Source organism: Cellulosilyticum lentocellum DSM 5427 (assembly GCF_000178835.2).
Lineage (GTDB): Bacteria > Bacillota > Clostridia > Lachnospirales > Cellulosilyticaceae > Cellulosilyticum > Cellulosilyticum lentocellum.
In genome coordinates this window covers 2253268-2277637 of the sequence record NC_015275.1, presented here as the reverse complement: position 1 = coordinate 2277637, position 24370 = coordinate 2253268, and the positions used below count along the sequence as shown (strand labels likewise).

The 24370-nt window shown below is 34.0% G+C and carries 22 protein-coding genes; 1 reads left to right on the top strand and 21 read right to left on the bottom strand.

The window, feature by feature from the left end; all coding sequences use genetic code 11:
• Window positions 1–115: 115 nt before the first annotated feature.
• The 18 genes from recO to CLOLE_RS10320 all read right to left on the bottom strand — a co-directional run bounded on the left by recO (window position 116) and on the right by CLOLE_RS10320 (window position 20128).
• Complete coding sequence (recO, locus tag CLOLE_RS10400; protein ID WP_013657070.1) at window positions 116–874, bottom strand: DNA repair protein RecO; 759 nt, start codon at window positions 872–874, stop codon at window positions 116–118.
• A 7-nt stretch (window positions 875–881) separates the two neighbouring features.
• Entirely contained in the window at window positions 882–1019 is a 138-nt protein-coding gene (locus tag CLOLE_RS22455) for a YqzL family protein (RefSeq protein WP_013657069.1), read from the bottom strand.
• A 96-nt stretch (window positions 1020–1115) separates the two neighbouring features.
• Window positions 1116–2024: a GTPase Era gene (gene era / locus CLOLE_RS10395; protein WP_013657068.1), complete on the bottom strand. Its 909-nt coding sequence runs from the start codon at window positions 2022–2024 to the stop codon at window positions 1116–1118.
• A gap of 21 nt (window positions 2025–2045) precedes the next feature.
• A complete protein-coding gene (locus CLOLE_RS10390) occupies window positions 2046–2450 on the bottom strand; it encodes a cytidine deaminase (RefSeq protein WP_013657067.1) in 405 nt (134 codons plus the stop codon).
• A gap of 12 nt (window positions 2451–2462) precedes the next feature.
• Window positions 2463–2975, bottom strand: coding sequence for an rRNA maturation RNase YbeY (gene ybeY, locus CLOLE_RS10385; protein ID WP_242825785.1), 513 nt, complete (start codon window positions 2973–2975; stop codon window positions 2463–2465).
• Window positions 2965–4992, bottom strand: coding sequence for an HD family phosphohydrolase (locus tag CLOLE_RS10380; protein ID WP_013657065.1), 2028 nt, complete (start codon window positions 4990–4992; stop codon window positions 2965–2967). The genes ybeY and CLOLE_RS10380 overlap by 11 nt, the downstream gene beginning before the upstream one ends.
• Before the next feature lie 36 nt (window positions 4993–5028).
• The gene (locus CLOLE_RS10375) at window positions 5029–5997 is read right to left on the bottom strand and encodes a PhoH family protein (protein ID WP_013657064.1); all 969 of its coding nucleotides are present in this window, start codon (window positions 5995–5997) and stop codon (window positions 5029–5031) included.
• The gene (gene yqfD / locus CLOLE_RS10370; protein WP_013657063.1) at window positions 5984–7216 is read right to left on the bottom strand and encodes a sporulation protein YqfD; all 1233 of its coding nucleotides are present in this window, start codon (window positions 7214–7216) and stop codon (window positions 5984–5986) included. Before yqfD ends, CLOLE_RS10375 begins: the two co-directional genes overlap by 14 nt.
• A gap of 15 nt (window positions 7217–7231) precedes the next feature.
• Window positions 7232–7531 (bottom strand): YabP/YqfC family sporulation protein, encoded by a 300-nt coding sequence (locus CLOLE_RS10365; protein ID WP_013657062.1) that lies wholly within the window; start codon window positions 7529–7531, stop codon window positions 7232–7234.
• Window positions 7532–7646: 115 nt separating this feature from the next.
• Complete coding sequence (locus CLOLE_RS10360; RefSeq protein ID WP_013657061.1) at window positions 7647–9185, bottom strand: ABC transporter substrate-binding protein; 1539 nt, start codon at window positions 9183–9185, stop codon at window positions 7647–7649.
• Window positions 9186–9238: 53 nt separating this feature from the next.
• A complete protein-coding gene (locus CLOLE_RS10355; protein ID WP_013657060.1) occupies window positions 9239–10150 on the bottom strand; it encodes a carbohydrate ABC transporter permease in 912 nt (303 codons plus the stop codon).
• An 11-nt stretch (window positions 10151–10161) separates the two neighbouring features.
• Entirely contained in the window at window positions 10162–11103 is a 942-nt protein-coding gene (locus CLOLE_RS10350; RefSeq protein WP_013657059.1) for an ABC transporter permease, read from the bottom strand.
• Between the two features lie 246 nt (window positions 11104–11349).
• Window positions 11350–12960 carry a response regulator gene (locus CLOLE_RS10345; protein WP_013657058.1) on the bottom strand — a complete coding sequence of 537 codons (1611 nt, stop codon included), beginning with the start codon at window positions 12958–12960 and terminating at the stop codon, window positions 11350–11352.
• Window positions 12961–12973: 13 nt separating this feature from the next.
• Window positions 12974–14746 carry a cache domain-containing sensor histidine kinase gene (locus CLOLE_RS10340; RefSeq protein WP_013657057.1) on the bottom strand — a complete coding sequence of 591 codons (1773 nt, stop codon included), beginning with the start codon at window positions 14744–14746 and terminating at the stop codon, window positions 12974–12976.
• Between the two features lie 19 nt (window positions 14747–14765).
• Entirely contained in the window at window positions 14766–16076 is a 1311-nt protein-coding gene (locus CLOLE_RS10335) for an ABC transporter substrate-binding protein (RefSeq protein WP_013657056.1), read from the bottom strand.
• Between the two features lie 197 nt (window positions 16077–16273).
• Window positions 16274–16720 carry a DUF523 domain-containing protein gene (locus tag CLOLE_RS10330; RefSeq protein ID WP_013657055.1) on the bottom strand — a complete coding sequence of 149 codons (447 nt, stop codon included), beginning with the start codon at window positions 16718–16720 and terminating at the stop codon, window positions 16274–16276.
• Window positions 16721–16847: 127 nt separating this feature from the next.
• Window positions 16848–19451 (bottom strand): ATP-dependent chaperone ClpB, encoded by a 2604-nt coding sequence (clpB, locus tag CLOLE_RS10325; protein WP_013657054.1) that lies wholly within the window; start codon window positions 19449–19451, stop codon window positions 16848–16850.
• Between the two features lie 26 nt (window positions 19452–19477).
• Window positions 19478–20128 (bottom strand): hypothetical protein, encoded by a 651-nt coding sequence (locus tag CLOLE_RS10320; RefSeq protein ID WP_013657053.1) that lies wholly within the window; start codon window positions 20126–20128, stop codon window positions 19478–19480.
• Window positions 20129–20320: 192 nt separating this feature from the next.
• Between CLOLE_RS10320 and pdaA the strand changes: the two genes are divergently transcribed.
• A complete protein-coding gene (gene pdaA / locus CLOLE_RS10315; protein ID WP_013657052.1) occupies window positions 20321–21196 on the top strand; it encodes a delta-lactam-biosynthetic de-N-acetylase in 876 nt (291 codons plus the stop codon).
• 83 nt (window positions 21197–21279) lie between these two features.
• On the opposite strand, the gene CLOLE_RS10310 is transcribed toward pdaA, so the two are convergent.
• The 3 genes from CLOLE_RS10310 to CLOLE_RS10300 form a co-directional block, all read right to left on the bottom strand.
• Window positions 21280–22248, bottom strand: coding sequence for a glycosyltransferase family 2 protein (locus CLOLE_RS10310; protein WP_013657051.1), 969 nt, complete (start codon window positions 22246–22248; stop codon window positions 21280–21282).
• Between the two features lie 53 nt (window positions 22249–22301).
• Window positions 22302–22700, bottom strand: a complete 399-nt coding sequence (locus tag CLOLE_RS10305; protein WP_013657050.1) for a hypothetical protein — start codon at window positions 22698–22700, stop codon at window positions 22302–22304.
• Window positions 22701–22993: 293 nt separating this feature from the next.
• A complete protein-coding gene (locus tag CLOLE_RS10300; protein ID WP_013657049.1) occupies window positions 22994–24340 on the bottom strand; it encodes a [Fe-Fe] hydrogenase large subunit C-terminal domain-containing protein in 1347 nt (448 codons plus the stop codon).
• Window positions 24341–24370: the final 30 nt, after the last annotated feature.

The window sequence follows — 24370 nt, the reverse complement described above, 5'->3', positions numbered from 1 at the left end:
TAATTTTTTACAGTATTTCTTACAAGAATTTAAGCTTTCCTTCACTAAAACTAAAAAATATTTATTATTAATTAAAAAACAGACTTAGTCTGTTAGTTTTCAGATTAAGTCTGTTCTATAATTTTTCTAATCTCTCAATAAAATCAAGCGTTTTAAAAGGCTTATCAACATAATACGGTACATAGTGATTACCTACAGCATCTAACTCTTTTTGTACTTCTTCACTGATTTGAAAATGATAAAGCTGCTTTAAAGAGACGGTTAAGATATATTGCAGGGTATATAATGTACTATAACTTAAAGAAACTCCATCCTCATAAGTTCCTTTACACCCTTTGCAAACAAGTCCCCCCGCTTCTGCTGAAAAATAATAATGTGCTTCCGCTTTTTCATCTATTGCCAAACCACAATCTACACAAGCAAAAAGCTGAGGCATAAAACCTAACAAGCCTAGAGCTCTTATTTCAAATACTCGCCTAATCCGTTTGTAGTCTGCCTCTGATTTACTTAAAGCTTGCAAGGTCACTAGTGTGAGCTTCAATAATTCACTTTGTGATAAGCCTGGTTCGGTCACATAATAAATAAATTCCATCATATAACTCGCATAGCTTAAAGCAGATAAATCGTTTCTAATATTATGAAACATCTCTATCAGATCTACTGATACTAAACGATATGTATCTTTATAAGAAGTCAGCATAAAATCTCCATAAACAAATAATTGAGTTGCCGAAGCAAATCCTTTATCTGATTTTTTAGCTTTAGGCGCAATAGCTTGAATGCGTCCTAAATCTTTTGTAAAGAGAGTGATATATTTATCACTCTCTCCCACAATGTATTCTTTAATGACTAATGCTTTTGTTCTTACCATCATGTTACAATCATCCTACCTCATGTGTTTCTTTAGGCAGCCCTTGGGTGCCAATATGACTATGATACTCTCTTTCATATGCTTTGTAATTCATATACGCATCAATATTACCTGTTGTCATAAAATAACTCCAAAATTCTTGTAACATTTTATAACCCCCTATTGGTTGATTTATAGTTAAGTTACGCAATTTTTACGAAGCTATCCTACAAAAAAACTACCAATTCAAAAGGCCTTGACAACTTTACATTAAATCTCTTTTATCATATCCATAGTTTTTAATAAGAAAATCACTATCACGCCAATTCTTTTTCACTTTTACCCAAAGCGTTAAATAAATTTTCGAGCCTAATAGACGTTCCATATCATAACGCGCTTTAGAGCCAATAGCTTTAATCATTTGTCCTTGTTTACCTATAATAATTCGTTTATGAGAATCTCTTTCACAAACAATAGTAGCCTCTATATCTACAATGTCTCCTTCTTCCCTTTTTCTCATGGTTTCAATCTCTATGGCAATACCATGTGGAATTTCCTTATCTAATAGATGAAGGGCTTTTTCTCTAATCATTTCTGCTACAATTTGACGCTCAGGTTGGTCAGTCAGCATATCACTTGGGAAGAACTGTGGTCCTTCTGGTAAATAAGCTGGCATACATTTTAAAATAGCATCTACATTGGTATTTTCATATGCTGAGATTGGAATAATCTCTTTAAAGTCATAGGCCTCACGGTATGTTTCAATGGTTTTAAGAACTGTTTCTCTAGGAACACTATCAATTTTATTAATACATAGGAAAACAGGTGTTTGAATGCCTTTTAAGCGTTCGATAATCTCTTGATCCGTCTTTCCTATAAATGGCTCTGCTTCTACTAGATAAAAAATAGCATCTACTTCGTTTAAGGTAGTCATAGCTGATTTTACCATAAATTCACCTAGCTTATTTTTAGGTGTATGAATACCTGGAGTATCAATAAAAACAGCTTGATAATGCTTAGTTGTTAAAACAGTTTGAATACGGTTACGTGTCGTTTGTGGCTTATTTGACATAATGGCAACTTTCTCGCCAATCAGCTTGTTCATAAGGGTTGATTTTCCTACATTAGGTCTACCAATAATAGAAACAAAGCCTGACTTAAATGGTTCTTTCATTTTTTCCTCCTATGAGTATTGCTACTCTTCTTTTAATAAATCTACTTTTGTAAACGTATAAGGGAACATTTCCGCAAATGGAATAACTTTCATTTCACCTTCTGCATTTTCAAAAATAAAATCTCCCTCACTCATAAACTCAGCAATGACTTGTCTACAAATACCACAAGGATAAGTAAACTCATTGTGACTTCCTACAATGGCAATAGCTGCAATTTCATGTTCGCCTTCTGATACAGCTTTAAAAATAGCTGTCCTCTCAGCACAGTTAGTTGCACCAAATGAAGCATTTTCTATATTGCAGCCTGTGTAAATTTTACCACTTTTCATCAGAACAGCTGCACCTACTTTGAATTTTGAGTAAGGTACATAAGCTTGTTCTTGTGCCTCATGTGCTTTTACTAGTAACTCTTTATATTGTTTCATGTTAATCATCCTCTATCTTAATATGGAAAGACATTGTAACACACTTTCCTGCTTCCTGACCATAGTTTTTTCATCTTCTTCTGTCATATGGTCATATCCTAAAAGATGAAACATACTATGAGCTACCAAAAAACAGACTTCTCTCGTCAAAGAGTGCCCATAATTATTTGCCTGTTCTTTAGCTTTATCCGCACATAAAATAATATCTCCTAGGATCACTTCTTCTGTATCATAATTGACGCAACTAGCAGTATCAAGGGTATCCCAATTAATATGCCCAATATATTCTGTATCTATTTGCGGAAAGGAAAGTACATCTGTTGGACGATCTATCTCCCTATGTTCTTTATTAATTTCATGAATGGCATCTAAGTCAACTACCGTCAAACTTACTTCTACTTCATAAGGAACATCCTCCTCATCCAAGCATTGATTAATAACAGCTTTTACTTGTTCTAATAATTCATGTTGTTCTTTAAAAAAATCAACTTCATCTTCTAAATAGAGTGTCACTTTACTTTTCATTCCTTTCTGGATAAGCAATACGTTGATGATACATACCTGTTAGCATTTTTGTAAAGGAATCTATAATTTTATCGATATCAGATATGTATAATTCACATTCATCTAACTGTCCTTCATCTAATTTTTGCTTCACCATTTTTCTAACCACCGATTCAATGGTTAATTCTTTACCTAATTTATCCTGCATTGATCTTATAGTTGCTTCTACTACATCAGCTAACATAACAAGGGCAGCTTCTTTCGTTTTGGGTTTTGGACCATGATACTGAAAAGCCTTTTCTGACACTTCACCATCGCTTTCTTGTTGGGCTTTAATATAGAAATACTGCATAGTGCTTGTCCCATGATGCTGACAAATCATATCTTTAATATACTGAGGTAAATGATATTCCTCTGCTAACTTTAGACCTTCAGTGACATGAGAAAGAATAATGTTGTAACTCTCCTCTGGCGTCATGTAGTCATGAGGATTATTGGCACCTTGATTTTCTTTAAAATACTTACTACAGGTAAGTTTACCAATATCGTGATAATAGCCTCCTACTCTTGCCATAAGTGGATTAGCATTAATGGTTGCTGCCGCACTCTCAGCTAGGTTAGCAACCAATAAGCTATGATAATAAGTTCCTGTAGCTTCTAATAAGAGACGCTTTAAAATAGGTTGATTAGGATTTGTCATTTCTAAAAGCTGCATCGGTGTTGTAAATCCAAATAAAGATTCAAAAGCAGGAAGAGCACCTACTACTGTCACTACAGAAATCATTCCCATAATAAAAGCAACCAATCCTTGTGAGATAACTGATATATTTAACTCTGAACCAACGAAAAGCTTAAGGCCTAAAAAAGTAAAGCATTGGATAATTCCTACATATAAGCCACTCATGACAGTCTTAGTCCGCTCTTCCATACGCGTTACAATTAAAATGCTAGCAATTCCGGAAATGATAAAATATAAAACAAATAAAATATCACCTTTGAAGATAGTGGTTGAAAAAATAATAATCAGTATTTGCACAAAAGCAGCAGCAATAGGTCCCACAGCAAACGCAATAATCATACAAGGTACACTTAAAGGAAGATAGACAAAGGATAGACCCACCATCCCGCGCGTTACTAAAATGGCTAAAGTATATAAAATGAGTACTAGGCTTAACTGTCTTTGGTCTTTCACTTTAAGGTTATATCCCGTTTTCATAAATTTAAAACTTAAATAACTCATCAAAAGCATTAAAATTAAAATGCCGCTATATTGCTTATATTTAGTTGTTTTATCTGTATCTAAATAACCTACTTTTTCTAATAACTGATAGATTTCTTCTGTTACCTTTGAGCCTTTCTCAACAATCTTTTCTTGAGCTAATACATAAACAGGATCTACCTTATCACTTTTTATCTTTTTCTGCTCATTAGTAGCCACTTCATCTTCTACAACATTAGGAGCTAAAACATCATTAATAATGTCCTGTGCAATTTTTTTCATAGTCACACTTAAATCTGTGTTATCTATGGCACTTCGTACCTCGACTGTTTTATTGCTCTCTTCGCTAGAAATACCTGTTGTAAAAATATCACTTGCAATACTAATACAGGCATCTTTCACATAAGTTAGTTCATCTGTAGACGCGCTGAGTAGGGTTTCATATTGTTCATTATATAGACCAATAGGTGAACGTCCACTTAGGACTTCTACCTCTGTTTTTCCTAAAGTAGTTGCCACATCCGAAGTTTGAATAGCTGTTACAGCCTCAAATAATTTTTCAATATTACCAATGGCTTTTTCTTGTACAGTACTATCTTTTTTATAAACAGGTTCCACTCCTGCAGCTGCTAGGGTACGCAGACGATTAGTGGCCACTTCATTTTCCACTTGAAAAGGTGCATAGACTGTTTCCTTTGCAATCTCCCCAATCTGTAAGGATACTTTCTTCGTAAAGAAATTACCCGAAATAACTGAAAAGAATGTAATGATTAAAGCTAGTGCTAAAAAAATTGCCCATCCATATCTCCTTTTTTTCATCTTTTGTCCCCCTTTGACTCTTACACTTCTCTTTAGCTATTCTTTTTCTACTTTATTTTCAAAGGCATCATAAGCTTCCACTATGCGTTGTACAATCGGATGTCTTACCACATCATTTTTGCTAAGATAAGAAAAACCTATCCCTTCTACGCCTTCTAAAATCTTCATTGCTACCTTTAATCCACTCATTTTTTCGCTCGGTAAATCTACTTGAGTTAAATCACCCGTGACAACTACTTTCGAATTAAATCCTATGCGGGTTAAAAACATCTTCATCTGAGGCGAGGTCGTATTTTGTGCTTCATCTAATACAATAAAGGCATTATTAAGTGTACGCCCTCTCATATACGCTAAAGGTGCTACTTCTATTAATCCCTTTTCCATATTTTTTTCGAAATTCTCGGGTCCCATAATTTCAAATAAAGCATCATATAAAGGACGAAGGTAAGGATCTACCTTGCTTTGCAAATCACCAGGTAAAAATCCTAGCTTTTCACCGGCTTCAATAGCTGGCCTTGTTAAAATAATCTTGCTCACTTCATTTTTACGGAAAGCATTAACTGCCATAGCCATTGCTAAGTAAGTTTTACCGGTTCCTGCCGGTCCAATACCAAATACAACTGTATTCTTTTTAATCTTTTTAATATACTCACTTTGACCTACTGTTTTACATTTAATAGGTTTTCCTAAATGCGTTAAAATAACAGCTTCTTGACTCAGTTCATTTAATTGCTCCTCTTGATACTTATCTAACGAATCTAATATATATTTAACGCGTTGGGCATCAATTTCTTCATTCTTCTTTGCTACTTGAAAAAGTTGATTAAGTACCGTTATAGCTGTATCTACCTGCTTAGGCGTTCCTCCTACTTTAATCTTGTCATTTCTCAAGATAATACTAACACGTAAAGTTTTTTCAATAAGTATAAGGTTTTCATCAAATTGACCAAATACAGCACCTATATCATAAGCTGGTACTTCAAGTTCTTTTTCAATTTTGCTCATAATCTGTTTTCTCCTTTATTTGCTGACTTGCTCCTTGGTCTAAATCCAAGCGATAACCGATATCTTCTTCTGCTATCACATGAAGCGTTCCAGTAATAGCATCTCCAGTTTTCTTAAAAAATGCTTCTCTTTTAAGAATTTGTGCTTCAACTCCTAAACTACCTTCTATTTGCTCCCATAGTTCACAAAGTAACCGGTCTTTAGCATCTTCTTCACTTAATGTATATACCATAGGCTTATAAGCCACTCTATTTTCGACCTCTATAGCAAAGGGTAATGGAAACATTTTTGTTATTCTTAATTGGTGCAAGGTAATTTGTTTATCAAAATTACCTTGAGGTGGTTTTGAAGCATAGAGCTGAAAGGCTTTGTTAAAAAGTTTAAGTGTCCACTTTTTACTACTTTCATTAAGATATTGTTTCTTTTCTTGTTGGAACTGAATTGTACCGCTAGCTGTATACGTGGTTTTTCCTTTAATATGTGCTTTAGCAGCTGTATAGTAAAGCGAATCATCTTCTTCTCCTCTAGGCATCTCTCCTGCAACCAAAAGTTCTCCTTTTTTTACTATGTCTCCAGCTTTTATAAGAGGCTTTCCTTTTTCTACTGCTATATATGTAACAAGTGCATCTCTTTTTGCAATAAGCATCTTAGGTTTTTCATTCATCTCACTCATTTCTGGCTTAGGAACACTTTCAGCGACACGTACCATCATCCTAGTACCTTCATAAGTGATGCCTGTCCAAACAATATCAGGGTATTGTTGTAATAAATAGGTTTCTGCCTCTCGTAAATTCATTTTACTTTTCAGCTTGCCTGTTTCATACCCTTTCTTTTCTAAAGATTTAATAATATCTAGACTATTAATACGTTCTGTTCCCTCTACTTCTACTAACCAAACAAAAGAAGACAGTAACCATAACATGGCTATAAAAACAACAATACCTGCCACAAAAAAACGGCGCTTTTTATAACGATGTGCTATAAAAGGAAAACCCTTCTTACCCACTATTTTAGCTCTGCAGTGGGCCTTTTTAAGATCCGGCTTCATGCATTTAAAAGCTTCAATAGGGGTCTTAAAGCAAACCTTATTTTCCTTTTGCACCACATCCCACATAGGAATATGATGATGAAGTGCAAGATTAAGAAATTTTTCTATCATATAGCCACTTACTTCTACTATAACATACCCTTTTAAATAATGCCATAATGATACAAACAAAGTCTTTCACCTCCTTTATATTGCAAAAGCTACTTGTAAAATAGTCCCTTTAATCAGCATACGTTCTGCCGTCATGCTTTTCGCTTCAAGCGCCACACCATCTATAATGAGTAAACCACATCTCGTATTTAATCGTACTTTTTGAGGTGTATATTCTACAAGACTTATAAAGTTCTCTATACTTATTTCCTTATTACCACTTAGTTTAATCACTGGTACATTGCTCATGACCTCTGTTGGAATATCCAATCCTTTGGCTACTTGCTCCCGCAGATTGATTTTTGTTAACTTATTTTTCTTGTTTGGTTTTATCATCGCACTGCCCCCCTATACATTATATGTATGCATAAAATGGGACAAATAGAATGCTTTTAATTATTTACGCAAAAAAATAGGACCCTAAGGGCCCTATTTTTTGTGGACTTATCAACTATTTTGCAGCGTTAAATGCATCCATTTGTTTTTGCATTTCAGCTAAGATATCTTGCATACCAGCAGCATTGAATGCTTCAACAGCTTTTGGTAATGCTTCGTCTGGATTTGAAGAACCTACTTGAAGACCAGGTACAAATTCATTCCATACGTTTGTACATTGAGCAATTTGTGTTGTTACAGGAGCTGGATCAAACACGAATCCAAGAGATTGTGTTTTTACACCTGCAGCATTAAATGCTTCAAATTGATCCCATTTGTCTGTAGGATCTAACTCTGTTAAGTAGTTAATTAATTGGTTACCAAATGCCCAACCTAGACCTGGATTGTATTTAGCTTGGTTTTCAGTACCTTTAATTTGGTTATCACTAATTTTTGTATAGTGAGTACCTTCGATACCAAAGTTAATTAAGTTGTTAACTACTGGATCTGTGTTGAATAATTCTAAGAACATCATAGCTCTTTCTGGATTTTTAGATGTTGCAGAAATAGCTTGCATTGAACCTGTTGTTTCACGGTTAGAAATAATAGGTGATGTTAATTCAATTTGCATATATGATTGACCTTGAGAATTTGATTCTTCTTCAGCTTTTGTTGGTTTTAAAGAACGAACAGCACAGAAGATTTTACCAGCTTTTTGGTCTGCATTGTAGTCTGTTACAGATGCAGCATCTTCACGGATGTATCCTTTTTGCATAAAGCTATTCATTAATTTGAAGTGTTCAAGTGTTTCTGGTTGCTCTAATTGGTCAAATACTTTGCTATTATCATCATTGTATACAGCACCTGGTGTTGTATCATTATTAACGATATCAAAGTCTAATATTCTCATTGCAGATTCATTTGGTGTACCTTCTAAAGCATACATATTTGGTTCTTTTTCTTTAATGATTTGGAAAAATGGTTCCATATCAGCAAGTGTTTTAACTCCTGATAAATCCATATTGTATTTTTCAACAATATCCTTACGAACTAAAAGACCCCAAGAGTGAGCTTTTTCTTTGTTAGCAGGAATAGCATAGTTCACGCCATTGATACGAGAACCACTTAAGAAGTCCTCTCCTAAAATTTCTTTTGTTTTTGGAGCGTATTTATCCATTAAATCATTAAGTGGTACAAATGCACCTTTAGCAGATTGTGTATAGTAGTTATTTGACCAGTTTGCTGTAAAGCAAATGTCAAATGTTTCACCAGCAGCAATCATTTGTGTGATTCTGTCGTTATATGTTCCCCAATCGTAGCATTGAAGTTTGATTGTACAGTTAAGTTTTGTATTCTCAGCAATGTATTTATTAACTGCTTCTTCAACAAGTGCTGTGTCTTCTTGTTGTTGGTTACCTACGAAGTACCATGTAAGTTCAACTGGTGCTAAAGCTTCTTCTGTTGCAGCTGGCGTATCACTAGCTTCTGTTGATGCGCTTGCAGATGGTTCTGTTGATGCAACTGTTTCCCCACCATTTTGACAACCTGTTAATGCCATACTAAGTACACATGCTGTTCCTACAAATACTGTAAGAGTTTTCTTTAATAATTTCATTTAATCTCCTCCTAAAATTGTTTTTAAACTAAATGATATTTATATCAAACCTACTACTCTTTAGTTGCTCCCAAAGTAATACCTTTTTCAAAGTAACGTTGGAAGAATGGATAAGCAAGAACAATAGGTCCAATAGCAACAATAGCCATAGCCATACGTGCCGTTTCAGATGGTACATTTTTAACAAGCTCTGGATTACCAGCCATCTTAGCTAAGTTAGCAATCTTAGACTCGAGTTGGTAAATTAAGTATTGTAAGTTATATAGCTTTTCACTATCAATGTAAAGTAATGGGCCATACCAGTCATTCCAATAAACCAACATGACCATCATAAGCATGGTTGCAATAACTGGTTTTGACAGTGGCATAACAATTTTAAAATAGGTCTTAAATTCACCGGCTCCATCAATTTGAGCTGCTTCAATCAACGATTTAGAAATACTTGTACGATAATACGTACGAATAATCATAACGTTAAAAGCACTAAATAGATTCATTAAGACTAAAGCCCCTATTGTATCTTTTAAGTGAAGAACTTTTACAAACACCATATAAGTAGGAACAAGTCCACCAGAGAATAACATCGTAATAACTGCAATCAAGTTGAATATACGACGGTATTTAAAATCATCTCTTGCAAGTGGATAAGCATAAAGCGCCATAATGGCTACGCCTAAGAGACCTCCAAATACAGTACAAAAGATTGAAACACCATAAGCATTTAAGATTGCTTTACCATTGGTAAAAATATAGTTAACCGCTGCCATACTATATTTACTTGGTAAAAGCTTATATCCTTCTAAAGCAATAGTTGTTTCATCTGTAATGGTAACCATGAAAACAAGTAGCATTGGATAAATACAAATAATGGACAGAATAACAAAGACGATATGCCAAATTACATTACTTGTTTTTGTTATCTGAATACTTGAATCTTCATTAACATGTAAATTATTTTTCTTCATCTTTTCCCCCCCTATATAATGCCGGCATTCTTATCATATTTTCTAGCAAGTGCATTAAATGAGAGAACAATGATGAGCCCAAGTACAGCCTGGTAGAAACCTGCTGCAGATGCAAGCCCTAAATCACCTGTTTGCCTAAATGCACGGAAAACATAGGTATCAATGGTATTCGTTACATTTTGCAACGCACCTGTGTTCTTTGGTATTGTGTAGAAAAGACCCATATCAGTATAGAACATTCTACCTAAACGGATAAGAACTAAGGTAATCATAAGAGGTATTAAACTTGGAATGGTAATGTGCCAAATTTGCTGGAAACGAGAAGCACCATCAACTGCTGCTGCTTCATAAAGTTCTTTATTTATACCAACAATTGTTGCTAGATACATGATGCTGTCATAACCAGTCCATTTCCATGTATTAACAATTACTAAAATGTAAGGCCAATACTGTGGTGACTCATACCAGTTCACACGATCTAAGCCCATAGATGTAAGTAATTGGTTAACAACTCCTAACTTACCACTAAGTAAACCAAATACTAAGTATTGGATAACTACCCATGATAAGAAATAAGGTAAGAAGAAAATACTTTGATAAACCTTAGCTGCACGTTTCTGTCTTAACTCATTCAAACCAATTGCAAGTAAGATAGGTAATGTTATACCGATAATGATAAATATAACGTTATAGCCTATCGTGTTTCTTGTCACTTCCCAAGCCTTACTTGTGCCAAATAAGTACTCGAAGTTTTTGAAACCGTTCCAGCCTGACCCAAAAAGTTTAGTATAGGTATCCATCTTTCTGAAAGCGAATACTAGACCAAACATAGGAAGATAATTGTTAAATAGCATAACAATTAATCCAGGCAGCAACATAATGAATAGTGCAATATTCTTTTTAAACTCTTCCAAAACAGTTGAATTTTGTTTTGTTTTTGCTTTATTACTCATTCGCTTCACTCTCCTTACACACATACTATAACTTTTTACCATTTTTATTAATAGAATATGTTGCATTTTTGTTTATTTTTGATTAATACAACATTTATAAAATATTACAACAATTATTTGCTAGTTTAATTTTTCTTATCCTTAGTTATTGTCTATATTTTCTTTCTATCAATTAATTAAAGAAGTAAGTGTGTTTTTTTTAGCAAAAAAATGACCCCTAAATTTAGGGGTCATTTTTAAGAGAGATCAAAGTTGACTATCTTTATATTCTGTAGGTGTCATATTTACATATTTCTTAAAAATCTTAGAGAAGTAATGGGGATCTTGAATACCTACTAACTCAGCAACTTCATAGGTTTTATACTTATTATCCTTTAGCAATTCTTTAGCTTTATCAATACGTACTTCATTTAAATATTCTACAAAATTCTTACCTAATTCTTTTTTAAACATACGGCTTAAATAATAAGTGCTTACATAAGTATGTTCAGCTAATTCATTAAGAGTAATCGACATGGTATAATTTTCGCAAATATAGTCCATTGCCTTTTGCAAAATTTGATTAATATTCTTTTTATTATAACGATTAATACGATGCACAACACTCATGGCTACATCTTCTAAAAGGTCCTGTAACTCTTTTACCTGTGTTGCATTATCAATAAGCTTGTACAAACTTGAAATGTCATGGCTTAAATCTTTATCCTGCACTTCTAAGTTTTTAATCGAAATGCGAATCATATTAATCTCATAAATGAGATTCCAATAAAAGGTTTTAATATATTCCGGATCTAGATTGGTTTGTATCACTTTATCATTAATTTGTCCTAATATATGTACTACATCTTCTTCATTCCCGGTTTTAATGGTATTACATAAGACTTTATCAATGCCATCGAAAGCAAGATTATCTTGTCCTTTATAAAATCCTGAAAGGTCACGATATAAAATAATGGAGCTATTTCCCATATAAAAGCGATAAGCTAAGGCATTTTTACACTCCATCATCTTATCATGAAGCTCGTCTACATCCTTTCCTTTGGTACTAATAGCAATGCTTACGGTGAAATCAAAACAACTTTCTACAAGCTGCTGTATACTATGTACTTTTTTATAAACATCTTCTTCTAAAAGTTCTACTGTTTCATGTGTTCCTATTATAAAGGCTATCTGTTTATTATTAAGTACAATTTTTTCCACTTTAAATTCTTCTGCAAACATTTCCTCTACTGTATTGACAATGCCAAACTGGTAAAGCTGTCTTTGATAAGGCTCCTTCTTTTTAGAATCACCATCAATTTCAATCATAATCATTACAAATTCATTGATTTCAATGCCGTATAGTTCAAACCCTTCTTTAATTTCTTCTTCATTAATATTAATTTGAAAAATAATATCGTAAAGAAGTTTCTCCTTTAAAATAGGAATACTTTCTTCAAAACATTTTCTTAGTTTTTTGGCTTCTAACTGATCATCTCGCTGATACTTAAGCTCTATGACAGCACGTTTAACCACTTCACAAATATCTTCAATACTAGAAGGTTTTAAAATATAGTCAAAAGCACCAATTTTAATAGCTTCTTGCATATAACTAAACTCTCTATAACCAGACAAAATGATAAATTTACTGTGGGGAACGATTTGTTTAGCGGATTTAATCATCTCCAAGCCATTAATCTCTGGCATATTAATATCTGCAAAAACTAAGTCTGGCTTGTATGCCTCTATTTTCTCTAACCCTTCAACACCATCACTAGCTTCTCCACAAATTTCACATTGAAACTTCTTCCAGTTAATGATATTAATAAGTCCTTTACGAATGGTTGGTTCATCATCAATAATAAGCACCTTAAACATTATGTTTCCTCCCTTAGTCTCTAATCGGTAAATATAGTTTCATTTTAGTATAAGTTTCATATTCACTTTCTATTTGCAAGCCGTAATCTTTACCAAAGAACAACTTTACCCTTCCGTTGACATTAGCTAACCCAATACTCTTTCGATTATCTCCTAGTATATAATCGTCTCGGTCCTCTTTAAACTTTTGATTTAAGTCCTCCACTTCCTCAGGAAGCATACCTTTTCCGTTATCCATAATTTCTATGTAAATTGTTTCATCTTCTCTACGAATAGTTAACTTAATAGTTCCTTTCTTTCTCATTTTATCTATGCCATGATAAATTGCATTTTCTATAAGTGGTTGCAAAATCAACTTTGGGACCTCTTGTCCCAATAAACTTGTATCAATATCACTTTCATAGCTTAAGCGTTCACCATAGCGATTTTTCATAATCAATAAATAACTGTCAATATACTTCAGTTCTTTACTTAAAGGTACCATAGGACTTCCCTTACCGATACTTGCTTCAATCAGTGCCCCTAGAGAGGTAACCATATCTCTAATTTCTGGTACATTATTAAGCTGAGCCATCCAGTTAATCGATTCTAGTGTATTAAATAAAAAGTGTGGATTAATTTGCGCTTGAAGTGCTTTGAGTTCTGCTTCTCGTCTTGTAAGTTCTTCTTTATAGACACGATTTAATAGATTATCTATCTCTTTAGACATCTTGTTAAAGCACTTACTTAAATAACCCAGCTCATCTTCTCTATCGACAATAACTTCTTGATGAATATTTTCCTCTTCTACCTTTTTAATGCTATGTACTAACCGATTGATTGGACTTAAAATATCCATGGCCATTAAAATACTAAAAATAGAGAGTAATAAAATGGTAAAGGTCATAACAATAATAAACAAAAATCTAAAGTGTCCCATTTCTTCATTAACTAATTGGTTCAAAGATCCTTCCGCAACAATCTTCCACTCTGTTCCTTCGATATTCATAAAAGCCAGTAGACGTTGTTCTTTTTTATCAATTCTATAACCCCAGTTATCTGCTTGATTAGAAATCCACTCATTTTCTTCTTCATTATACCAGTCTTCTTCTGTTCCTATTATCCATTTATTATCCTTAGACAAAATATTGATACTTTGCATAAATTCCGTAGATAAGTCATTATAAACATCCTTGAGCCTTTGCCTATTAATTTGCAAAATAATAAGTCCGCGTTCACTAAAGTCATCACTATCATAAATCATTCGAATAAGATATAAATTGCGTACCTTGTTTTCCTCATCTACCTCTGTATACCAAGTAGGCTTGTGCTGGGCTAGCCTAGCTTTTTCTAACATTGCTTTAAAAGATGCACTACTTTCAATGCTTACACCACCAGCATTTAAGTCATAGCTATATTCATATTCATTTAAAGAAGCTAATGTTATGGACTGGATCTCCTTATTACTTAAACAAATACGCCTAAGCAAATTATAACAATAGTCTCTTAAATCTTCTGTTGCTACTTCTGACTTCTTTTCATCTAAGATAGCATACATCTTGGCATCATATAAAATATCATCTGTAATACTCACTAAATTACTAGAAAAATCATTCATACGTAATTCAATCATTTTCAACAAATCTGCTGAATAACTCACTGATTTATTTTGAATAATACTTTCTGTATTCTTATAAAACATCATACCCATAAATGCCATAGGAATAATAATCTGTACTGAGAACAGTAAAAGTAATTTCTGTTTAATAGACATCTTTTTGTAAAACCTTTTAATATAATTAAACACACTACTCCCCCTACTTGGCTTATTTCATAGCTGCGTATACTTCATCAAAAACCGCTTCAGGTGTCATTGTTCCTTTTAATACATTAGGAAAGCGCTTAATGATGATATTTTCCCATATTCCCCTATTAATAAAGCTATCTACAGGCCCAACTAACTCCTTGGCATTTTCTACTAATTTTTCACCCTTTGTACTTAATACAGTTGCCGGTGGTGCATAGTCTCCCAATTCAATATTGCTTATAAAGCCTGAACCACCTGCAAGAATCCCTACGTTCTCAGGCGATGTAAGTTCCTTTAAAAGCAAGCTGCAGCTTTGCCTAAGTTTTGGGTCTTCCCAAGCCTTTTGACTAATATGAAAGATGCCATTACCACATCCATAAATAATAGCTGTTGTATCTGCTTTTCCCCCTGGCATATCAGGAAAAGGAATCACATCCACTGTTGTATCGTCTCCGGACAATTTATTATAGCCTATGAGCCATGAGCCTTGTACAATCATTGCTGCTTCTTTATTAACAAATAATTCATTCCTCTTCTTATCGTCAATATACAACAAACGGTCTGGAAAAGCGCCTGCTTCATAGAGTTGCTTCATATAATACATCCCTTCAACAAAACAAGGTTTGATTTGTCCCTCTTCATCAAATGGATTTTCTATATCTTCTTTTCCACCTAATTTCATTACCATATTTTGATAAATATAACTTCCTTCTGGCGTTTCACTATAAGCAATAGGTATAATCCCTACTTCTTTAAATGCCTTAACAGCATTTAATAGTTCCTCAAAATTAGTTGGCACCTTCACATCATATTTTTCAAATAAATCTTTATTAATGAAAAGGCCCTCGTAAATAATTTCAATAGGTAAACCATAGATTCGGTCATTAACTGTTACATAATCCCACGTTGCTTCTTTAAATTGATTATACCAAGCTTCATCCGATTTGACTAAATCTGTTAAATCTGCTACTTTATTTTGTTCTACCAACAGATTAAAATCAGAACCTGGCCATAGCCCAAATAAATCAGGTTCATTACCACTAGCAAAATCTGTTTTCAAGATAAACAGAAAATCTTCTCCAGCCATAGAAGAATCTTCAATTTCCAGATAAGGATACTTATCATATAGTTTTTTTAGAATAGATTTTAAACTTTGTGATTTACTATCATAGGCTCCCCAGCTACTAATGAAGCTTATTTTTTCTTTTTGGTTAAAAGCTTCAATTGGTGAAACCGTCACACGTTGCCGATTACTAGATAAATAGACGGCAAATAAAAAAATCAAGCATAATGTAATACTTGTCAAAGCAATAACATATTTCTTCTGCATATTATCTCTATCTGATCCCTAAGATCAGATACCCCCTCTCATTATGACAATACCGAAAAACTATAAATTTTTTTATTTTACCAATAATACATAAATATATTAACATATTTTTATGATTTTTCATATAAATACATAAAAAATAATCGATATTTTTGTTATTTTTATCGAAGTAAGTGCAAGATAATTAAAATATTATTTTAAATAAGCTCCTCTTCAGTTATTACTTTTATTCCTTTGTTCATTAAGGCTTGAGCTGTTACGCCATTCCCCTCAATTAAGCACCCTTTAAAGTGCCCATCATAAATTTTTCCCTTACCACAAGAAGGAGACTTTGCTTTTAAAATTGCTTTTTCGATAGGATAATGTTCTAATAAACTCACTACCCTTTCTGCTCCTTTTAAAAAAGCTGCTGTTACATCCATTCCTGTTTTAGTATAAATTTTTGCATTACCTTTTAAAACATCCTGCGCACTGCCACCTATAATTTCAGCAGGTACTCTAGGAGTAGATAGCCCTCCTAATACTTCTGGGCACACCTTTATATGAGGTTCTCTTTCACACAAAGTCATTACTGCTTCATTTTTGTTATCTCCACCATTATATTTACATTTTTCTCCACATAAACAGCTACTAACTAAAATCATCATGTATCCTCCTCTTTCTTTTATCATTTTTTATCATAACAAATTCTCCTTTCATTTGTTAGCCTTTAGTAAGGTCTTCTTTGATTAACTAAAAAGGCATGTCTTTTTAGTGAGACATGCCTTTTGATCACTTTTCTATTCTTACTTTTAATTGCTCATCTTCATAATCTACAACAAATGTAGAAAACGGTTCTACCTCTTCGGCAATTAAAGTTCTTGCAATTAGGGTTTCTACTTTACGTTGTAAGAAACGTTTCAGTGGTCTTGCACCAAATACAGGGTCAAACCCTTGCTCAGCAATATAAGCTTTTGAGGCTTCTGTTAATCTAACATGTAGTTGTTGATTCTCTAAACGTTTATTAAGATCTTTTTCTAACAAGCCAACAATGTGTACAATTTCATGTTGTTGTAGTGGTTTATAAAGTACAATTTCATCTAAACGGTTTAAAAATTCTGGTCTGAAATGCGTCTTCAAAAGATGATTAACCGTTTCTTCTGCTTCTTCTGAAATTTCACCTTGACTATTAATCCCTTCTAATATAGCTTGAGAACCTAGATTAGATGTTAAAATAATAATGGTATTTTTAAAGTCTACTGTACGACCCTTAGAGTCTGTTATACGACCATCATCTAAAACTTGTAAAAGAACATTAAACACATCTGGGTGTGCTTTTTCAACCTCATCAAATAAAATAACCGCATAAGGCTTACGTCTTACTGCTTCTGTAAGCTGACCACCTTCTTCATAGCCTACATATCCCGGAGGTGCCCCTATTAATCTTGCCACAGCATGCTTCTCCATATATTCACTCATATCAATACGAATCATGCTGTGCTCATCATCGAATAACGCCTCCGCTAAAGCTTTAGCAAGCTCAGTTTTACCAACGCCGGTAGGTCCTAAGAAAAGAAAAGAACCAATAGGTCTTCGTGGATCTTTAATCCCTGCTCTTGAACGTAAGATAGCATCAGTCACTTTATCTACGGCTTCATTTTGACCAATCACACGTTTGTGTAAAATTTCTTCTAAACGAAGCAATTTATGCCTTTCACCTTCCATTAATTTTGTAATAGGAATTTGAGTCCAACGAGCAATAATTTTTGCTATTTCTTCTTCATTAACCTTGTCTCGCAATAAACTACCCTCACTACCTTTGTAGGCCATAGCTTCCGCTTCTTCTAATTGCTTCTTAAGTCCTGGAATAATACCATACTTTAATTCAGCTGCTTTATTGTAATCATATTCTCTTTCAGCTTTTTGCATATTAGCTGTAGCTGTTTCAATTTCTTCTTTAATGCCACGTACTTTAGTGATAACATCTTTTTCATTTTCCCATTGAGTACGCATAGCCTTAAACTTATCACGTAATTCAGCAAGTTCTTTTTGCGTATCTGCCAAGTTTTGTTTAGAAATAGGGTCATCTTCTTTCTTTAAGGCTGTTTCTGCAATCTCTAACTGAAGTACCTTTCTAGCAATCTCATCTAGTTCTGTAGGCATTGAATCAATCTCGGTACGTAGCATTGCACAAGCTTCATCTACTAAGTCGATGGCTTTATCAGGAAGGAATCTATCTGAAATATAACGATCTGATAAAGTTGCCGCTGCAATAAGTGCGTTATCCTGAATTTGAACACCATGATAAATTTCATAGCGTTCTTTAATACCACGCAAAATAGCAATGGTATCTTCTACTGTAGGCTCTTCTACCATAACTGGTTGAAAACGCCTTGCAAGGGCGGCATCTTTTTCAATATATTGACGATACTCATTTAAAGTTGTAGCACCAATACAGTGAAGTTCGCCACGGGCAAGCATTGGTTTCAGCAAGTTACCTGCATCCATAGACCCTTCTGTTTTACCTGCACCTACAATCGTATGAAGCTCATCAATAAATAAGATGATTTTACCTTCACTTTTCTTAATTTCTTGAAGTACAGCCTTTAGACGTTCCTCAAATTCTCCTCGATATTTAGCTCCTGCAATAAGTGAACCCATATCTAGTGCGAAAATACGACGATCTCTTAAAGTCTCGGGCACATCGCCTCTTACAATACGTTGTGCTAGGCCTTCAGCAATAGCTGTCTTTCCTACACCAGGTTCACCAATTAATACAGGATTATTTTTAGTTTTTCGTGATAAGATACGAATCACATTACGAATTTCGCTATCACGTCCTATAACTGGATCAATTTTTTGTTCTTTAGCTCGTTCTACAAGATCATAACCATATTTATTAAGAACATCATAAGTACCCTCTGGTTCTTCACTTGTCACATGTGTATTTCCTCTAATTTCAGTTAATACCACCATAAACGGCTTTTTGGCTATACCATAAGCCTTGAGTAGTTTTTCACAATATCCACTACTTACTTCTATTAAAGCAAGCATGATATGTTCTACAGAAATATACTCATCAGACATGCTTTTAGCAATTTTTTCACTTTCACTTAATATTTTATCAACTTCACTAGACACGTACACTTTATCAAGTTCTCTACCAGGTCCACTGACACGAGGCAATTTAGCAATATCTTCACTAACTGATTGCGTCATACTACTAACACTCACATTCATCTTGGTTAAAAGATGAGGAATGAGGCCTTGTTCTTGAGTTAATAAAGCATAGAGTAAATGTAAACTTTCTATTTGATTATTTTGATTTGAAATAGCGCTTTGCTGAGCGCTTTGAATTGCTTCAATTGATTTCTTTGTAAAATTTTGTGCATTCATTAGGCATCCTCCTTGCTTAAATTATTTTAAATAATTGTTTCATTATTTTTTAAATAAAGCTCATAATGCTTCATTAAAGTTAAGGTTTGATCTTTCTGTGTATCCAGTTGCCCAAAATACAATTTAAGCCCTCCATCTAGCACACTAATATATTCTGAGAGGGCTTCTGCTAGGGCTTCATAAGCAGTGATGTTTTGAAAATCTTTTAATTTAAGGGCTCTAAGCCATTTAGCCCCTTCTTCTCTTTGCCAATAAGTAGGCGCCACTCGATTTTCTATTGTAGCCCAAATTTGAAAAAATTGCTCTAAATAATGATGAAGTACTTCACTTTGTGTACGAGAGATCACTCGCAGTTCTCCTTTAACCTCTTCTCCTTGTTGATTAAGGTATAAACAATAGCGAATTGTAGGGTTATATTTATAGCGTAAAGCACTCTTGATACTATACATATGATCTGCAGCTTGATTTTGGATTTGAAAATGTTGATAGGGCCTTAGGTAATCTGACAGATGAGTAAAAATCGTTTGTAAACGTTGCTCAGGGGTCACAAGCGCCACCTTTTCAGCTAGGATTTGATTAATAAGATTAGATCGACTGGTCTGAAGTGAATAAGCCAGTTCATCAATGGCGGCTACGATATCATCCATCAGTACAAGACTGTAAACGCTTTTTTTCATTGCACCACCTCTTTCTTATAATATTGTATATCCGACTATATAATTTGTCAACACCATTATATAATGTTAATATCAAATTATATAGTCTTTCTTTGCCTAGTATGAGCTATCAACCTATTTCCTATACCTTACTTATAATTTTTCACTTATTGGTTAGACTACAATTAATCTAATCAATTAAAGGAGTTTTTTATGAAAAAGAAATGTATTCCTCTCATATTGAGTCTAGGATTGATTTTAGGAAGCTTTGCCTTTTCTCGGCTAAAAGCAGCAAATGCGCCCTTATTTTTACCTGTTACTCCTCCTACATCTTCTTATAAAGGATTAGTGACCGTTAATGCTTTACAAACAACTAATGCCATTTCTACTAAAGTGCTGGATCAAACCAAAATTGATTGGTGGTTAGTCCGCTCAAAAAATCACGCGATTCCTGGTTTTAATGATAAACTAAAATTTAAGCTAAGTGATTATAGCGCCCTTTGTTTAGGAGACACCTCTAGAAAAGTGGTTTATCTAACTTTTGATGAAGGCTATGAAAATGGCTATACCCCTCAAATATTAGATGTCTTAAAGGCTAATAACGTAAAGGCTATGTTTTTCGTCACTTTACCTTATATGAAGCAAAATGAAGCTTTAATTAAACGTATGGAAGAAGAAGGACACTTAGTATGTAATCATAGTAATCACCATCTTTCTATGCCTACTTTAGTAGCAGATGAAACCAAATTTAACAAGGAACTAACAGATGTTTCCGCAGCTTATAATCAAATAACAGGTAAAACAATGCCTCCTTTTTTCAGACCCCCTATGGGACATTACTCTGAAAAAAGTCTAGCTCTTACTAAAGCCATGGGTTATCAAACTGTTTTTTGGAGTTTTGCTTACTGTGATTGGAAACCCGAAGCACAACCAGAGCCTACAGGTGCAAAAAAACTTATGTTAGATGGTCTTCATAATGGAGCGGTTTATTTACTTCATGCTGTCTCTAAAACAAACACTAACATTTTAGGGGACTTCATCAAAGAAGCTCAACATATGGGCTATACTTTTGAACTTCTACCTTACTAAACCCAAGTCACTTTTTTGTTATTTTATTCTTCTATCACAATAGCAAAAAGGGTTGTTGCTAATTGGCAACAACCCTTTTAACCTTATTTATTTTCATTAAACATCCTATTTTCTTTTTCAAAATTAATCTTTTCTTTAATTAAATAAAGTGGTCTATTTTTGCTTTCATCATAAATACGTGCAATATATTCGCCTAAAAGTCCTATAGAAAATAGCTGTACACCACTAAAGAAAGTGATGGTCACCATCAATGAGGTCCATCCTGATACAACTGTTTGAAGGATATATTTTGAAACAAGTGAATATCCCAGAATCAAAATGGCTAATACAATCGTCATAAAGCCTAGACTTTGCACAAGCTTAAGCGGTTTTGTAGAAAAAGCAATAATACCATCTGTTGCAAAACGAATCATTTTTTTCAAAGGGTATTTGGTTTCGCCAGCTAGTCTTTCATCTCGTTCATATTCAATATAGGTTTGATCAAAACCTACCCAACTAATCATTCCTCTTACAAAGCGATTCCGTTCGGGCATTTGTTTAAATGCTTCTACTACACATCTATCAATAAGTCTAAAATCACCTGTATCCATAGGAATCTCTATCTCTGCCATCATGTGCAAGAAGCGGTAAAAACACTTAGCAGTAACTAATTTAAACCAACTTTCGCCTTTACGCTTCTTACGCTTGGCATAAACCACATCATAGCCTTCTTGCCACTTTTCTACCATTTGCACAATAACTTCTGGTGGATCCTGCAAGTCTGCATCAATAACCACTGTAGCATCACCGCTACTATGATAAATTCCTGCTGTTACTGCCACTTGATGACCAAAATTACGCGCAAAATCAATCACTTTAACACACCTATCTTTTTCAGCTATCTGTTTAAGCAATGGTAAGGTCTGATCTTTGCTTCCATCATTTACAAAAATGAATTCATACTTCCACTTGTTTTCATCCATCACTATTTTAAGTGCATCATAACAGGCTTCTATCACTGCTTCTTCAAAATAAGCAGGTATAATGACTGTTAGTAAAAATTCTGATTTCACAATTAACACATCCTTAGTATGGCTTTTTTGCTTATTATAGCACAACGCCTTTGTTATTCATAGAAGAAACCAATGTCCCAAGCTTCTATATAAGGTATAGCTCTACCTTTAGTTTCGCCATATTCATTTAAATCTTCTATCAAATCATCTAAAGTCGCTAATAACGGGTCCAAGTCCTCATATACCTGTTTCATAATCAAATCTTCAAATGCCTTTTCTAAAATAATAGCAAAGGTCTCTTCTATTTCTTCTAAAACCACTTCCACTTCTCTTGCTTCCTTCTCTAGCGATGATACTTTGATCTCTGTACCTACCATTTCTCCTATTACCTTTGTCACCATTATCAAATTCTCACTTAAAGCAAGAAGCATACTGTAAAAAGGGGAGTTTCCCTTCTTTCTTAAAACTTCATTATGCTCTTCCATCCTTTGAGTAAACGTAGTATATTTCATCAGTTCATCCTCCGATTATTTTTTAAGTAACTAATCCTGATATTATTATACTCATCCTCTTCTTTTTAGCAAAGGCTTAATACCCTATTTCTTCTAATAACCGACTCACTTCTAATACTAATTTCATGTCGCCATCGCTTAAAATCATACAATCAGCTTTTTTTCTTATACCATAAGTTTTTACAAATTTCGATATAGCCTTTAACAGTATGCTATCCTAGTATAAAAGAGAATGATTACTTCCAAAAGGACGATATAAAAAATAGGCTGCTGGCTAGCAACCCATTTAGAATTTACTCAAAAGTTCTTTCAAATAAACTTTGTTCTTCTGTTAAGTCTTTTAAATCTTTCATACCTACTTTTTCAAGTAAGCCTAATAACACTTCACTGTGTACTGGAATTTTAATAGCTGAATCATAAGCTGTTTTTTCTACTGCTCTTTTACCTTCTTCTGCTTTTATAATAGCTTTAGGCCCACCAACACAGCCTCCTTTGCAACCCATTCCTTCTATAAAACTAGCACTAATCTTACCCTCTGTTAATTCTTCTAGTAGAGCTTTACAATCCTTCATGCCATCTACTTGTGTAGCACTAAACAAGTGACGCTTCTCAGGAAAAAGCTGATCCACAATGTCCCATACAGCTTCTGAAACGCCACCAGTTCTTGCATATAAACGACCACCTTTAGAAGCATAATCAATAGAAGGTATGCCATCCAAATCTTGAGGCTGTATATTAAATGTATCAAAAATCACTTGTAACTCCTCAAAGGTTAATACAGCATCTACATCTCCTATTAGGTCCTTTTCCTTAGCTTCTGCTTTTTTCGCTATACAAGGCCCCACAAAAACAACTTTAACCTCAGGATCTAATAGTTTAAGTATACGTGCCATAGCAATCATAGGAGAGACCGAAGGAGAAACATTAGAAATAACTTGGTTATAAACCTTACGAAGCGCTGCCACCCACATTGGACAACAACAGGAAGTAATCATAAAATCTCCTTCTTGTTTAATATGGTGATTAAATTCTAGGGCCTCTTTTAAGCTTAGGATGTCTGCTGCTACCGCTACTTCCATCATATCAGTAAATCCAAGTTTAATAAAAGCTTCTCTTAATTGATCAAGGTTTACATTTTCACCAAATTGACCCGAAATAGCAGGTGCTACTATAGCAAATACTTTTTTCTTTTCTTGTAATAAAGAGGCAATAGGCAAAAACTGAAGAGTTTCCATATAATTTCCTGCATCACATGCACTCACACATCTGCCACAACTTATACATAATTTTTCATCAATCCACTTATCTTTCCCCTTCCTAACGATGGCATCAAAAGGACAAACACTTTGACACTTACTCTTACCTTCCTTATTTTCACAGTCTTTAGGACATACGCTTACCTTCTGAACAATTTTTTCTCTTACACGTTGTTTAGTCATAGCATCAATCAGTGTTTGAACAAACATGTAATCATCTTCACATTCACCTATCTCTACACCACATAAAGCTCCTAAAATTTCTCTTGCTTCATGAGTATCTGTAAAATCCTCTTCTAGCATTTTTTCAAAAGTCTTTTCAAACTCCTGGCTGTAATAAGCTCTTACTAATTTCCCATACAAAGTTCGATATCTTTCGTTCATTTTAGTCTCCTTTAAAACCTTGTGCTTTAG

What these genes read in the sequence shown, in the direction of transcription:
- CLOLE_RS10335 (WP_013657056.1), bottom strand. Translation starts at nt 16,076, where the DNA reads ATGCAGAAGAAATATGTTATTGCTTTGACAAGTATTACATTATGCTTG.
- CLOLE_RS10305 (WP_013657050.1), bottom strand. Translation starts at nt 22,700, where the DNA reads ATGAAATATACTACGTTTACTCAAAGGATGGAAGAGCATAATGAAGTT.
- CLOLE_RS10330 (WP_013657055.1), bottom strand. Translation starts at nt 16,720, where the DNA reads ATGATTTTAGTTAGTAGCTGTTTATGTGGAGAAAAATGTAAATATAAT.
- CLOLE_RS10300 (WP_013657049.1), bottom strand. Translation starts at nt 24,340, where the DNA reads ATGAACGAAAGATATCGAACTTTGTATGGGAAATTAGTAAGAGCTTAT.
- CLOLE_RS22455 (WP_013657069.1), bottom strand. Translation starts at nt 1,019, where the DNA reads ATGTTACAAGAATTTTGGAGTTATTTTATGACAACAGGTAATATTGAT.
- CLOLE_RS10345 (WP_013657058.1), bottom strand. Translation starts at nt 12,960, where the DNA reads ATGTTTAAGGTGCTTATTATTGATGATGAACCAACCATTCGTAAAGGA.
- CLOLE_RS10320 (WP_013657053.1), bottom strand. Translation starts at nt 20,128, where the DNA reads ATGAAAAAAAGCGTTTACAGTCTTGTACTGATGGATGATATCGTAGCC.
- CLOLE_RS10365 (WP_013657062.1), bottom strand. Translation starts at nt 7,531, where the DNA reads ATGATAAAACCAAACAAGAAAAATAAGTTAACAAAAATCAATCTGCGG.
- CLOLE_RS10350 (WP_013657059.1), bottom strand. Translation starts at nt 11,103, where the DNA reads ATGAGTAATAAAGCAAAAACAAAACAAAATTCAACTGTTTTGGAAGAG.
- ybeY (WP_242825785.1), bottom strand. Translation starts at nt 2,975, where the DNA reads ATGAAAAGTAAAGTGACACTCTATTTAGAAGATGAAGTTGATTTTTTT.
- era (WP_013657068.1), bottom strand. Translation starts at nt 2,024, where the DNA reads ATGAAAGAACCATTTAAGTCAGGCTTTGTTTCTATTATTGGTAGACCT.
- CLOLE_RS10360 (WP_013657061.1), bottom strand. Translation starts at nt 9,185, where the DNA reads ATGAAATTATTAAAGAAAACTCTTACAGTATTTGTAGGAACAGCATGT.
- recO (WP_013657070.1), bottom strand. Translation starts at nt 874, where the DNA reads ATGATGGTAAGAACAAAAGCATTAGTCATTAAAGAATACATTGTGGGA.
- pdaA (WP_013657052.1), top strand. Translation starts at nt 20,321, where the DNA reads ATGAAAAAGAAATGTATTCCTCTCATATTGAGTCTAGGATTGATTTTA.
- CLOLE_RS10390 (WP_013657067.1), bottom strand. Translation starts at nt 2,450, where the DNA reads ATGAAACAATATAAAGAGTTACTAGTAAAAGCACATGAGGCACAAGAA.
- CLOLE_RS10355 (WP_013657060.1), bottom strand. Translation starts at nt 10,150, where the DNA reads ATGAAGAAAAATAATTTACATGTTAATGAAGATTCAAGTATTCAGATA.
- clpB (WP_013657054.1), bottom strand. Translation starts at nt 19,451, where the DNA reads ATGAATGCACAAAATTTTACAAAGAAATCAATTGAAGCAATTCAAAGC.
- CLOLE_RS10375 (WP_013657064.1), bottom strand. Translation starts at nt 5,997, where the DNA reads ATGAGCAAAATTGAAAAAGAACTTGAAGTACCAGCTTATGATATAGGT.
- CLOLE_RS10380 (WP_013657065.1), bottom strand. Translation starts at nt 4,992, where the DNA reads ATGAAAAAAAGGAGATATGGATGGGCAATTTTTTTAGCACTAGCTTTA.